The sequence below is a fragment of the Paenibacillus psychroresistens genome (assembly GCF_009728935.1).
GTDB classification, from domain to species: domain Bacteria; phylum Bacillota; class Bacilli; order Paenibacillales; family NBRC-103111; genus Paenibacillus_AC; species Paenibacillus_AC psychroresistens.
This window is the reverse complement of record NZ_CP034235.1, coordinates 1287491-1301325: the sequence shown is the minus strand read 5'-3', so window position 1 is coordinate 1301325 and position 13835 is coordinate 1287491. Positions and strand designations below refer to the sequence as shown.

13 protein-coding genes are annotated in these 13835 nt (G+C 39.8%); 4 read left to right on the top strand and 9 right to left on the bottom strand.

Features of this window, described 5'->3' with window-relative positions; translation table 11 throughout:
• Positions 1-141: 141 nt before the first annotated feature.
• The 3 genes from EHS13_RS05855 to EHS13_RS05845 form a co-directional block, all read right to left on the bottom strand.
• Complete coding sequence (locus EHS13_RS05855; protein ID WP_155699460.1) at positions 142-1890, bottom strand: type 2 periplasmic-binding domain-containing protein; 1749 nt, start codon at positions 1888-1890, stop codon at positions 142-144.
• A 74-nt stretch (positions 1891-1964) separates the two neighbouring features.
• Positions 1965-2855, bottom strand: a complete 891-nt coding sequence (locus EHS13_RS05850; RefSeq protein WP_155699459.1) for a carbohydrate ABC transporter permease — start codon at positions 2853-2855, stop codon at positions 1965-1967.
• A 28-nt stretch (positions 2856-2883) separates the two neighbouring features.
• Positions 2884-3786 (bottom strand): ABC transporter permease subunit, encoded by a 903-nt coding sequence (locus tag EHS13_RS05845; protein ID WP_155699458.1) that lies wholly within the window; start codon positions 3784-3786, stop codon positions 2884-2886.
• Between the two features lie 152 nt (positions 3787-3938).
• Here EHS13_RS05845 and EHS13_RS05840 point away from each other — a divergent pair, with 152 nt between their 5' ends.
• The 3 genes from EHS13_RS05840 (at position 3939) to EHS13_RS36645 (ending at position 7818) form a co-directional block, all read left to right on the top strand.
• On the top strand, positions 3939-5816 hold the full coding sequence (locus EHS13_RS05840) for a sensor histidine kinase (protein ID WP_162462976.1): 1878 nt from the start codon (positions 3939-3941) through the stop codon (positions 5814-5816).
• Entirely contained in the window at positions 5791-7374 is a 1584-nt protein-coding gene (locus tag EHS13_RS05835; protein ID WP_155699456.1) for a response regulator, read from the top strand. The genes EHS13_RS05840 and EHS13_RS05835 overlap by 26 nt, the downstream gene beginning before the upstream one ends.
• Positions 7375-7593: 219 nt before the next feature.
• Positions 7594-7818 (top strand): toxin-antitoxin system YwqK family antitoxin, encoded by a 225-nt coding sequence (locus EHS13_RS36645; RefSeq protein ID WP_227013810.1) that lies wholly within the window; start codon positions 7594-7596, stop codon positions 7816-7818.
• Here the strand turns inward: EHS13_RS36645 and EHS13_RS05825 are convergent.
• Both EHS13_RS05825 and EHS13_RS05820 read right to left on the bottom strand, forming a co-directional pair.
• Positions 7810-7974 (bottom strand): response regulator, encoded by a 165-nt coding sequence (locus tag EHS13_RS05825; protein ID WP_155699455.1) that lies wholly within the window; start codon positions 7972-7974, stop codon positions 7810-7812. The two genes, EHS13_RS36645 and EHS13_RS05825, sit on opposite strands and share 9 nt — an antisense overlap.
• Position 7975: 1 nt before the next feature.
• Positions 7976-9715, bottom strand: coding sequence for a sensor histidine kinase (locus EHS13_RS05820; protein WP_155699454.1), 1740 nt, complete (start codon positions 9713-9715; stop codon positions 7976-7978).
• Between the two features lie 69 nt (positions 9716-9784).
• On the opposite strand from EHS13_RS05820, the gene EHS13_RS05815 reads away from it, so the two are divergent.
• Complete coding sequence (locus tag EHS13_RS05815) at positions 9785-10669, top strand: AraC family transcriptional regulator (RefSeq protein ID WP_155699453.1); 885 nt, start codon at positions 9785-9787, stop codon at positions 10667-10669.
• A 234-nt stretch (positions 10670-10903) separates the two neighbouring features.
• On the opposite strand, the gene EHS13_RS36640 is transcribed toward EHS13_RS05815, so the two are convergent.
• The 4 genes from EHS13_RS36640 to EHS13_RS36635 all read right to left on the bottom strand — a co-directional run bounded on the left by EHS13_RS36640 (position 10904) and on the right by EHS13_RS36635 (position 13815).
• The gene (locus EHS13_RS36640; RefSeq protein WP_227013809.1) at positions 10904-11056 is read right to left on the bottom strand and encodes a hypothetical protein; all 153 of its coding nucleotides are present in this window, start codon (positions 11054-11056) and stop codon (positions 10904-10906) included.
• 92 nt (positions 11057-11148) lie between these two features.
• A complete protein-coding gene (locus tag EHS13_RS05810) occupies positions 11149-12270 on the bottom strand; it encodes a TFIIB-type zinc ribbon-containing protein (protein ID WP_155699452.1) in 1122 nt (373 codons plus the stop codon).
• A 13-nt stretch (positions 12271-12283) separates the two neighbouring features.
• Positions 12284-13297, bottom strand: coding sequence for an SPFH domain-containing protein (locus EHS13_RS05805; protein WP_155699451.1), 1014 nt, complete (start codon positions 13295-13297; stop codon positions 12284-12286).
• 35 nt (positions 13298-13332) lie between these two features.
• Positions 13333-13815: a nuclease-related domain-containing protein gene (locus tag EHS13_RS36635; protein WP_227013996.1), complete on the bottom strand. Its 483-nt coding sequence runs from the start codon at positions 13813-13815 to the stop codon at positions 13333-13335.
• Positions 13816-13835 lie beyond the last annotated feature (20 nt).

The following is a 13835-nucleotide window of genomic DNA, read 5'->3' as shown; positions in this document are numbered from 1 at the left end:
TGTTTTTTGGCAAACGCACCGTCCAAAAGGACGGCGCAGCCGTTTACCCTTGGGAATCCAGAAACCTCTTTAAGATATCATTACAGCTGCATCTTCTATCCTTACAAGAATTCTGAATTCCCCATTGCGAATTTCAAAGCCTTAATGTTTTAATTTTTCCATTTCCTCAGATGCTTTAACCCAGGCATCTGAATTCCACTTCACATACGTTTGATAGCCTAAATCATTGACGTCCTTAATAAATTCGTCCTGAAGCTTGTTGAATTCCTCATCAGACTTGGCCAACATGGTTTTGAAAATGCGCGTATTCTTAAAATTATTGACCTTATCCACAATCGCTTTAATGTCATCCGGAGCCATTGCAATCGCATCATTTATTGCATAGTCGGCACTGTTATGCTCTATATTGAACCAAGGATCGCCTGGTGTCTTCAATTTATAATGCTCCACAAAATCCTTAAGAACCAAATTAGTGCTATTCGATTTAGTTTGGAAATCTACCGAGTTTGTAATATTAATCGGGTTCTTAGTTTGTGGATCTATATAAGTTGGATCCAGACCGCTGAACTGTGAATAAAGCATAACGCCTGTTTGTTTATACCAATCAGGTGTAAGTCCGCCTTTGATAATAGCGGCTTCAATGTCTGGTTTATATTGCTCAATACCATTAACAACATCCCACGACTGCCCTTTTACGCCATTCTGAATCGTTTTTGCACCTTCAACCGAGTTAAGCCAGTTGATTAAGTCCATCACGCGATCGGTATTTTTACTATTCTTGCTAATGGCGTAAGTGCGTCCACCCTTGGAATTAATCGATCCAGCCGTAAATTTATTTCCATTAATTAATGGAATAGCAGCAAAGCCATCCTCTGGTTTTCCATCATCAAAGTTTGCTCTTAACCAGCCTGGCTCTACAAAATAAACCTCTCCAGCTTTTTGCTTGGCTGCAAGCTGATCGAACTTCTGTGTGAAGGAATCCGGATCAAGAATTCCCATTTGATGCGCTTTATTGAACCACTTCGCCAATTGCCAATAGGGGCTGTCCTTAACAGTCAGTACAGGAATTAATTTACCTGGATCAGAGATATCTGCAGCCATGCCTGCGCCGGCATCCGTATAGCCTAACATAAGCTGCCCGGAATTAATTGGCCAATCGCCCCAGTCACTGTGAAAGGTTACCGCATAGGCCTTCTTGCCATTAGGCGCAGTTGGAAATTGCTTCTGCATATCCGCTAATACTTTCAATAGATCATCCCATGAATTCACAGCCGGATAACCCATTTTTTTATAAAGATCCCAACGAATTTGCGGCGCTACAACCGGCCAGGTAGGCACAACCTGCTGACCATTCATGAATGGGAGAAACAACAGCTTTCCTGTATTTTCACCAGTGCTTAAGAACTTTTTTGAAAATTCCAAAGCTTCATTTACTGTCGGGTTACCCGTTAAATTGCTGCCGTTCGTCTGGATTAAATCGGTTGCATCCAGAACAACATTGGCATTCATCAGCACTTTTCTTTCAATTCCGCCAGGTACCCAGAATAAATCAGGAAGATCATTGGAAGCTGTTAATACAGATAGCTTGGTGCTGTAATCCGGTCCGCCGGTTACTTTGGTTACGTCCAAGATAATGTTTAATTGTTTTTCGATCTCTTTGGCAATCGGATCAGATTGGATACCAGGTGAAACATCGTTGATATCTGTTGCGAAAATTTTCAGTGTAACCTTTGGTTTGACAACAGGTGTTGCTGATGCTTCACCTGCAGCCTTGGTTTCTTCTGGACTTGTGCTTGCCCCGGGGCTTGTACTAGTGCCGCTCTTGGAACTGCTGCAAGCGGATAATACCAAGACAATGGCAAGCAGCATGCTAATACTTTTCTTCTTCATTTGTGTATGCCTCCCTTTAGTTATGTTTATCTATCATAAAACTCAAGATCGCCTTGAGCAGAATGAACATCGAATTACCCTTTTACAGCGCCAATCATGATCCCTTTTACAAAATACTTCTGCATTAACGGGTATACAAGGATGATAGGCAATGTTGTAATCATTGTAATCGTCATCCGTATCGACATCGGCGTAACCTGCAGCTGATTGGTTTTGGCTGAGTTGAGTATAGAGGCCGAATCATTAACCATTTGCTGAGAGTTGTTCAAATAATCATATAAGACCAATTGAAGTACTCTAAGCTTGGAATTGCTGATAAAGAAGAAATTATCCTGCCAGGCATTCCACTGCGAGGTGGCTGTGAAAATTGCTATTGTTGCTATTATGGGCATGGACAGCGGGAATATAATTTTTATAAAGATTGTCCAATAATGCGCACCGTCAATCATCGCGGATTCTTCAATTGCTGCCGGTATCTGTTCAATATACGTCTTAGCCAGAATGATATAAAAAGCTGCAATAGCGCCGGGAAGCACATATACCATAAAATTATTGATTAAATGCAAATTTTTATACACCATATATAGAGGAATCAGTCCTGCTTGTATATATAATGTAATAACCACATAGCGGTAAATGATTACCCTGAACTTCAATTTATCCTTGGTCAGAATATAGCCAAACAAGCTGCAGCAGATTACAGTTAGAATAGTTCCAACAACTGTTCTTCCTACGGAAACAAAAAAGGAATTGTAGATTTCCTTCTTATGGATCAGCTGCTCGTAATTAATCCAAGTCGGTTTAATCGGCCATAAGTAAAGTCCCCCTCTAACTACTTCATTCGGCGAACTGATCGAGTATATAAAAATATAATAAAACGGGTAAAAACACAGGATAGAGACAATCATCAACAGGGAAATATTGAGAATATCAAATAGCCGGTCACCCTTGGAATGTTTGCGCATGCCTAACCCCACCTCCTTTTTCCAGCCATTAAAATATCGACTCTTTGCGCATATATTTGGACAAGGCATTTACCGAAAACAATAAAATAATACTGACAATTGTTTTGAAAATCCCTACCGCTGTTGCATACGCATATTGCGCGTTTCCTAATCCCACACGGTATACATAAGTATCTAAAACTTCAATTTTTTCAGCAATCAACGGGTTGCTAAACACAAAGTACTGTTCAAACCCATTGTTCAGCATCCCGCCGACTGATATTAAAAGCAGTACAATGAAAGTGGGTTTAATTCCCGGAAGCGTGATATACCGAATCTTTCCCATTCTGCCTGCTCCGTCAATTTCTGCCGCATCGTATAATTCACCGTCTATACCTGCTATGGCTGCAATGTAAATAATTGCACTCCAGCCGATATTCTTCCACAGGTAAACCAAAGTTTGGACCAACCAGACTCTATCACTGTCGCTCATTAGACTGAAAGGTTCATCTATAAGCTGCAGATGGTCTAACGTGCTGTTAACGAATCCTCCATTGCTAAAGAACACAAAGAATATCGAGAAGACGAGAATCCAGGAAATAAAGTTCGGCAAGGACGTTACAGTTTGGATAATCTTCGAAACTTTCTTGCTGCGGACTTCGGTAACCATAATCGCGAGAATAATCGGCAGTGGTGCACATAAAAAAATCAGAAAGCTGAAGGTTAAAGTATTCTTTAAGGCATTAACAAATTCATTGCCATTTTCGAAGAGCATTTGGAAATACTTGATCCCGGCAAAATGTTGGTCTCCTAAAGGAACTCCTGGCTGATAATCGAAGAAGGCATAAATCCAGCCATAAATAGGGAGATAGAAGAATACAAAAGTAAGCAATATGAGTGGGATTGCCATTAATAATAAGCTCATATCTTTACTGGATCGTTTGGTAACCATGTTGTTCCCCCCCTTATGCCTAAATACTAATCGATATAAAGTCCGCCAACAAGAATAAAAACTTCAGGTTAACCACACTAATTATGGTTTTGTATGTTCAAAGGATTGCTGTCTCGTTAGCCTTGGAATATACTTGATTCAGGGTGATGAGCATGCTTTCATGGATAAATAAACAGTTCAGGGAAAAGTTTTTCAACCGAATCCTGCTGACGTACACGATCATCATTTCGGTCGCTTTTACAATGCTTGCCTTTATTATCCTCCATAACATCATGGCTTCAGCAAGAAATGATGCTTTGAATTATAATGAACAAGTAAACCAACAGGTTAAGAGCTACATGGATCTAAAAAGCTATAAAGTTAAACAAATCCTCCAACAGCTTTATTTGAATCAGAACCAAAATCTCAATATTATAGATGTATCTGGCGTGTTTCATTTTCTGGAAAACAAGATCAATCCAGGCTCACTAGACTATTACGCGGATCAGCTGGCGATTAATAAGTATTTTCGCGCCGGGAATATGCTTGATGAAGATATTATGGATATATTAATTTGGAAGAGTATAGATACTATCCCGCAGTATTTCACGAATAGAAGTACTCACTCCGACTTAAATCCTGAGATTAGACAGATAACCAAGCGGATTGACAGCGATTTATACGGCGTAAAGCTAATTCCATCACTAAATCTCTTTCAACCTGTCAGCCCAGCCTTTAATGATAAATCTGAAATATTCTCAATTGCTGCAAATATCCATTCCGAAAGCTTTGAAAAAAACCTCGGCTATTTATTAGTCAACTTTAGCACCAAAGCTATCATTGCTAATGTTCAAAGGGATTATAAGAAGTTTGATAATCGCATCTCTGTTCTTACTTATGAAGGGGTTTCGGTTTTTGATTCCTCCGGTGAAAGCTCCCAATCAATGGCTCCTTATTTCGCTGATTTGCGTAAAATCGCGGCTGATTTGCCGAAAACAATTAAAATCAATGATTCATTGGTAAGTGTATCCTCTATTGAAAGCTCAGGCATCCTTATCCTTTCCATTATTCCAGGCAATCAAATTTACCAAAGCACTACATCGATTCGCAATACCATAATATTTTTATTAATCATTTGCCTAACCGCCATTCTCACTCTCTCTTACTTCAGCATGTCAGTATTCTCCAAAAGAATTAAAGAAATCATTAAAGCAATGAACCGAGTTAAAAAAGGTGATTTATCCGTCCGGGTTGTACTCTCGCCAAGCCATGATGAAATCAGCCTGATATCCAATAATTTCAATACAATGGTTGATAATCTGTCTGATTACATCAATCGGAGCTACGTTTCGGATCTTCAGAAGACGGATGCCGAGCTGAAGCAGAGGACCGCTGAATTATACGCCCTGCAATCCCAGATCAATCCCCACTTCCTCTATAACACATTGGAAAGTATTCGAATGAAGGCCCTTACTTCAGGAAACCAGGATGTTAGTAAAATGATTCGAATTCTGGCTAATCTGTTTCGCAGCAATATCAATAAAGAAATGTTCGTGCAAATTCAGGAGGAGCTGGATTACTGTGAAATGTATCTCGAGCTGTTCCATATCCGCTATAGAGAAAATTTGCAATTCACCTTTGACATTGATCACCGTATTGCAGAATTTGCGATTATTCGGCATCTGCTCCAGCCTTTAATCGAGAATTCCATTCTTCACGGGATTGATATTACGAGGGCAAATAATCATATTCGAATTCATGGCAAACTCGACACTGATATTCTTCATATCAGTGTCAGTGACAATGGTTTGGGTATTTCAGAAGCTAAACTAACTCTAATCAATGAGCGATTGTCCTCCGATCAATCCTTTATCGAGACTAACAGCATTGGAATCATTAATGTGAATCAACGGATCAAGCTGATCTATGGCAAAGCTTACGGGCTACAGGTTATTAGTAAATTAGGTTCAGGCACACAAATCCTGGTAAAGCTGCCCGCGAAAACAAAGAAGGAGTTGGAAGCTCATGTACAAGGTCATGCTAGTGGATGATGAACCTTTTATCCTCGAGGGACTGCGCCAAATCATTAACTGGGACGAGCATAAATTAGTAATTGCAGCTGTAGCCAACCAGGGAGAAAAAGCCTTTGAAATGATCAAAGGCTTGGCCATAGATATCCTTATTACAGATATACAAATGCCAAATGTAAATGGTCTTGAATTAATAATGCGAATCCGCGAAGAAGGGCTTGATATTAAATGTATCATTCTAAGCGGATATGATAATTTTGATTATATTAAGAAAGCTTTGCCTTTAGGCATAGAGAATTACTTGTTGAAGCCTATCAATGAGGTCGAGCTGTCTTCCACGCTTTTAACCACTGTAAAAAAGCTTGATAATGAAATTCATGAGAAGTTCAAATTGCGTGAGAATGCCGGCATACTGCGGGAGAATATATTGTACCGGTGGATTACCAACGTTATTGAGCCTGCAGAATTGAAAGAACGAGCTGCAATTGTCCAGATTGATTTGAAATGTCCAACCTATTTAATCGGCTTTATGAGAATAGTGAATGCTGGTATTGGCAGTTTTATTAAATCAGACCCGGTCCTTACATTTGCCGTTCTGAATATTGCCAATGAAGTAATCGGCAGCTTTGGAAAAAGCATAGTGATTAGCAACCACAAAAGTGATTTTATCTTTCTCTTTGCAAGTCATACATTATTGGAAGATAAGCAAGAAATCGAGCAGCTAATTAAAGCTTCCATCGAGAATATTAGTAAAATTTTAAAAATAAATGTCTTTGCTGCTTTAGGCAGCCTTCAATCTGACTTTCGAAATGTTTATAAAAGCTATGAGCATGCTTATTCGATAATCGATTACAGTCTAATTTCCGAGCCCAATACGATAATAGATTTTGATGCAGCACGACCAAGCTATGAAGACCATCAAATTACCATTCAGACAGATATGGAACAGTTGAGGATACACATCATTAATCACGATAAACAAAGTTCATTTGACTTCATGGATAACTTTTTTGAAAGACTGCGACAGGTACCCAACATGAATCCGGTCCTATTGCAAAATATATCTATAGACCTGCTGTATAACCATACCTACCATTTAAACCAAAGAATAAAAATTGATAAAAATGTGATATTCAATAGCACCGATCATTTTTTACAGGAAATTTTTGAAATTCATGACCGGCTGGAGCTAATTAACTGGGTCAAGCAATTTGTCAGTAACCTCATTGATCAACTGCTCTTGAAAAAGGAAGCAGACAGCAACCCCTTAATTAATCGAGTTCTAAATTATATGGAATCCCACTATGCCACAGATATATCCTTAAAGATGCTTTCGGCTCACTTTAATGTAAACACGGCTTACTTGGGCCAATTATTTAAAATGGAGGTCGGTGGCATGTTTACAAACTATCTTAACCAGCTACGCATTAATAAGGCTAAAGATCTGCTGTTGACTACGGAGCTTCCTGCCAGTGAAATTGCCCTGCAGGTCGGATATACCAACGCCAATTATTTCTACAACATATTCAAAAAACTAACTGGCCAATATCCAACCAAGTATAAACGCGAAATGTTATAATTCCGAAATAGACGAAGGTAATATATTGTTTTACAATACATTTTCATTAAACATAAACATATAATTAACAAAAAGCTGATTATTGGAGGCAAATTCGTAGAAAATAAAAAAAGTTACTTGATACCCCAAAACAGTGTGAAGGATAAACAACTGGAAGTGATTGATGGCTTTACGATCAAGTACCATGCAAATTGAAAAACAATATGGTCAAAGGGAAAAATGATTGAGGATAAGCCAGACGGCTATTGGGAATGGTATCGTCCCGATGGAACAATAAAGCATTCAGGGTATTTTGACAGGGGCGAGCCTGTTGGTGAATGGGTTACCTATGACAGCAAAGGCAATAAACACAAAACTACCATTCGTGATAAAGAAAAAAAAATGACAGGGAAAAGCATACCGCATTACCAAGAAATGCTTATAACCACCCTGCAGTCATGCTGAAACGTTTGATAAAACCCAAGGTGCCAGGTTCCTGTTTAAACCCTCCTCCCCATTATAAGCATCGCCAGCAAGCTGCCAGTCCAGCTCTCGCCAAGCAATTGAGCGTTTTATCTGATCATGTACGGCTGTTTCGTCATCAACGATTAGTATTCTCATGCTAGATCACCTCTTTGAGCGGTAGTTTAATTTGGATATGTGTACCCTTATTTCTTTTACTTTGGACACTAAGCCCATAATCCAAGCCACAAAGCAGATGAATCCGCGTTTGGACATTGTACATCCCAATTGAATCATCCGATTGCTTGCCTTGTCGCGCTAGGTTAGCATCCATCTGCAATTTGTGATTAATCTCAAATTGATCCTCGTCCGTAATCCCTGTCCCATTATCCAAAATATGAATGATGAATAATTGATTGGCCTCATCTTTCTGAAAATATAACTTGAGTAATTTCTTATTCAGGCGTGATGAAATAAGTCCATGCTCTACGGCATTCTCCACAATAGGCTGAATAATCAATTTAGGTACAATCAGATTGGTCAAGCTGCTGTCCATCCGGACCCGAATCCGTAAAATCTCTGGATATCGCTTATTAATTATCACCAAATAATTGCGTACATGCATAACTTCTTCTTTTAAAGACACCCATTCGTCCGTAATATTCATATTATAGCGATACATATTGCTTAAGCATTCGCAGATAAGTTTAACCTCGGGTACGCCTCTAATCGTGGCTATATTCGACATGGCTTGTAAGGTATTGTGTAAAAAATGCGGTGAAATTTGGGCTTGAAGTGCACGAATATGAGTTTCTTTATTAACCAATTGCAGCTTTAAATCATGCTCGATCAATTGTTGTATCGTCTCAGCCATACTATTAAATTGATTGCCTAGAAACCCTATTTCATCGAGAGTTTGCACCTTGGCTCGTGCAGTGTAATCTCCCTTCTGAATCAACCGCATATTGTGATGCAAGCTGACAATAGGCTTCGTTATGCCATAGCTTAAGTATAGAGAGATTAATAGTGCCAATAAAAAGGCCAGACAAATCATCCCCACCGCTACTCTCTGGAATAGAATTAGCTGTGGATTAACCTGGTAAACATACGAAAGCGTCCAATCCGATAATTCAATAGGTACTTCGATTGTGATGGTATGACGGCTGCTGTTAGTCGTTAATGGGGTATTAATTAATGTTGGATCCGTATGATAGACAATTTGCTTGGAACGATCTGTGATCCTAATCTGACCTTTATAGAATTGATTATACTTTTCTACCATATTGCGAAAATAGGTTTCCTTCACATCAATGACCAAGATCCCGATCCGCTTCTCTTTAAATTGCAGCGGGAATAAATATTGCAAGCTAGGCTCCCCATAAATGCTTTTATAATGAAACACGGTTAATGGGTTCATCGGGTCTTTCGCATGATCTAAATCCTTTCGTAAGCTTTCCAGATTTGTTTTATTGAGAACCGAATAATTTAGAAGTGAATTCAAAAAAAAGCTGCCTACCATTTCGTCTTGAGAATTAACTAAGTAAACACCTGTTATATCCTTTAAGCGAGATTTGAGATAGATTCCATATAATAATTCCCGCATATCATGAGCCGTATCGTATGTATTGGTGTCACTAGGCACATAATCCTTGTCATTGGCTAAGCTTTCGAGCAAACTCATATTGTAATAAACCGAATAGGCGCTATCAAAGAGATCCTTACCATACTCTTCAATTCTTCCTTTCATATCCTGTTCGGTGCGGTCTTTAGCCAGCCGATTGTTCTCGTCCATATTCTGCGAAACCTGATAGAGAATAATACCGGCAGTAATCGATAATGGGATTATAGTAGTCAGCAGCATGGCAAGTAATAATTTCATCCGAATTCGTTTAATTTTCATAAATGCTGACCCCCAATCTAAAATTTGATAAACTAGATCTATTCTAGCTGAAGTGAAGGAGATATTAGTATGTCGTCTCAAGTCCAGTATTCAACCTATGGCTTTCGCTTTCTGGATACAAAGATCAGTTCATTCTATCAGCTATTTGCTGTGGGGCGCGAAAGAATTGTCGAGCATTCCTATAATTGGGATGGACTAACTCGTGTAGATGGCCCTTTATTATTATTCCAATATACAATTTCAGATCAAGGCTGCATTGATATCCAGGATAAGACCTATGACATCTATCCAAATCAAGCTTTTCTAGTCGAAATACCGGGTCAACACCGTTATTACTTACCTAAATCCAGTGAAAGCTGGGAATTTGGTTTTATACTTTTTCGTCCGCATAATATATTGGAGCATTGGGAGACCGTTGTAGGTCAGCTAGGGCCAATTGTGAACTTGCCTAAAGAAAGCTCTGTTGTTTATTGCATGCAGGAAGCCTTCATTGCAGCAAGCAACAATCGGATAACCGATGGATTTATTGCTTCCTCGATTGTTTATCAATTTGTGATGGAGCTGCTTCGTTTCAGCAATGCTTCGAAAAAAGCAAAGTCCTCTTGGCCACCAAAAATTCAACAAGCGGTCGATTATTTAGATAAAAACTATGATCAATTGCATAGCTTGGAAGAAATCGCTCAAGCCGTTGGCTTGTCCAAGTTCCATTTCACCCGAAGCTTTTCTAAAACTACAGGATTAACACCGATTGAATATTTAACTAAAATTCGCATGGAGAAATCGATTGAATACCTTCGTCAAACCCAGCTTACTATGGATGAAATCGCACGGAAATTAGGTTATTCCAACGGAAGCTACTACTCCAAGGTTTTTCACAAATGGGTCGGATTTCCGCCAGGAGAATTTCGTTCCGGCCGTGATATGACGCTGGTTAACCATTTAAAGTTTGATTAAAACTCAAGTTATAATACAGCAATATAATACATGATTGAGCAATAATTTATCAAATACCCCTATAATTGCTTATTCCAATATATAATATTAATTAGCAATATAATAGATCTTGCGGGAAATCTTTGTTTGATTTTGATTTTCTATAAAGCACAAAAAATCCGTTCTGCTTTTAGCAGAGCGAATTTTTTTATTAAATGCAATTTCAGCTTATTTAGTCAGCTTATCGATTTGATCCTAGATTTCATTAGCAGCTTTCTCAGGTGTCTCTCCAGCAAACATGCCTTGCACTGAATTTCTTACCCGATCCATAGCCTGTGGCAAAGGATCATAGCTGTAAATCTCGGCTTTATAACTTAAATTATTAAAGGCTTTAGCGCTGCAAAACATGGAATATCTTTAGTTGGTTAGGAAATTTATTAGTTGATTTATGCGGGGGTAGAGGACAAAAAAAAAAATCACCCGAGGAGTGATTTTTCTAATTACTGATTCATTTTAATTACGAAGATAATAATTACTATGATGGCTAAACACATTAATACAAATAGCGTAATCTTTAATTGGCTCCGTGGCACATTGCCATAAACACTGCTGGTTTCTCCGCTGACCACATACTGGTAGGTTTTATCCTTATACTTGTAAGTAGCGTTCCAAACCGGCAGCAAAATGTGCTTGTATGTCTGATTGGAATAGCTTGTGTTGATATTTAATGCACGAATTTCATCGCCGCCAATGACCTGCCTGATATTATGCATCAAAGTGATCTTGATCTCATCCTTGGCATTAACCCAGCCCTCTTGCAAGGGAACTGTATATTTCTGTGCAACAAAGCCGCTTAAGTACTCTGGTTGATAGGCAGTGAGTTTATCCAACTTATAATCATCCATACGCTCTAGTAAAGCACCATCGTTATAAATAGAAGCAGGTATAAGCACATCATTAAAGAATAAATCATAATTGCCATTCGTCCAATGCCAAACTGTATAGCGAACTTGTTCCGTATAGGTTTCTGATTTCCCATTCACAACTCGAGTCCGAGTCTCCGTACGATAATGGTATATTCCAACCTCGGCAGTATACGCAGATTCTGTATCGGAATCGAAGGTCCAGAAGGGAATGTACACTCCTGCAATTTGAGATTTCGTATTGCCATTCTTGAATGCGTTGGGTAAAAACCAACGCTTTCTTTTCCACTTCTGAAAAGCTGCCACTGCATCCTGCTGGGATATTTGAAAGGGAATAATGGATTCGGGACGAATGCTCCCTGCATCGCCTTGCGGTAATACTTTAGCTGAGCCGCAAAAGGCACATACAGCTGTAGTTTGGCTTGCCGGGATTAGCATTTCACTGCTGCAGCTCTCGCATTTAATCGTTTGCTGCTCCATGCCCCAATCCTTAAGCGCTTCATCGACAGCTTCCTCATCCGAGAAAGCCAATTCATGTTCGTCCGGCTCATCAGATCCATTCTCAATGATCTTTTCTTTACCGCAATACTTGCATTTCAGGCTTTGACTTGTTGTAGCAAACAGCATCTGCCCACCGCAGCCTGGACAAGGAAATGTAGCAACTCCCTCTTGTTCAAGCTGATCGTGCTCCTCTTCCATGCTCACTCATCCTTTATAATTTTGTTCCACATCCCGAGCAAAACTTCGCATTAACCTCCAAAGCTGCGCCACATTGACTGCAAAACCGTGGTGCTGCACCTGAAGGAGCGGCAGCAGGAACGACTGGAGCTGGAGTAGCTGCAGCAACCTGCGGCTCCGGAGTTGGATGTGAAATCATCTGATTCATCATCTGTCCCATTGCCATGCCTGCTCCTAAGCCAGCACCAGCACCTGCTAATCCGGAAGCCGGATTATTGGCCGCCTCGCGGATTGATTCTGCTGTTTGATACTTCATATAGCTATCTAGATTCCCCGCGATATTCATCGATGATTTACGGTCAATCATCTGCTCCACTTCTTCTGGCAATGAGATATTCTCAATAATAAATCCCGTTAACACCAAGCCAATGGTTTCAAAATGATGGAGAATTCGCTCGCTAGCCCTAACACTTAATTCATCATAATGCGAAGCTAACTCAATAATAGGAATACCCGACTCAGCCAACAAATCACTCAGACCAGAGACAATAATCGTCTTGAAAAGTCCACTGATTTGCTCAGGGTTAAACTCTTTCTGCGTACCAAAGATCTCCTTCATGAAGATAGCAGGATCTTTTATTTTGAAGGAATAGTTTCCAAACCCACGCGCCCGCACTACGCCAAACTCTTTATCACGCATAATAACTGGGTTCGTTGTGCCCCATTTTTGGTCGGTAATATTCGTAGTTTTCACAAAATAGACGTCGGCTTTAAAGGGTGAATTGAACGCAAACTTCCAAGATTTCAATGCAGTCAGCAGCGGCATATTTTGTGTACTCAGCTCATATCTGCCTGGCCCGAATACATCGGCAATTTGACCTTCATTAACAAAAATCGCAGCCTGCGATTCACGTACAGTCAGCTGTGCGCCCATCTTGATTGCATTGTCATAAGCAGGAAACCGATGTACGATAGAATCGCCATCTTCCTCCTCCGTCCATTCAATAACCTCAACAAACTGACCCTTCAAAAAAGAAAATATCCCCATACTATCCCTCCAAGTCCTTAATCAGCGTTATTATCTCATCTATTACTAGGCTTGCTATGTTCATCTAAAATTTTAATAATTGCCCGTATTTCATCCGAATTTAAGGACTTACTTGACTTATAATTGAGAATTGCTGTTCCTAGCTGGTCTACTTTAACCGTTGTAAAGCTTGAGCTCCCACCTTCGAGCGCACAATGGGGGTCCGCGAAATTCAGAATCCCCGTTACATCGGCTTCTAATTTGTTCGCTCTCAGCAGCTCTTTTATGATAAAAGCTTGACGCTCGAGCTGCGCATTCGGATCATCATGATGCTCTGGCTGACTTCGTTCAATGCCCGCTTCTGTGAAACGAATCGCGCCATGCCAGTTCTTCGTTTCAATATGGAATATCCCATTAGGTCCGACAACCACATGATCAATATCCTCAGCAGCGCCTCTGGAGCGCACAGATTTTCCGTGCAGCACTCTGTAGTTACTCCCAAGGTCCTTCAGCTTAATGGCTGTATTTTTTTCACCTATGTAGCCTTGAATGGAATTAG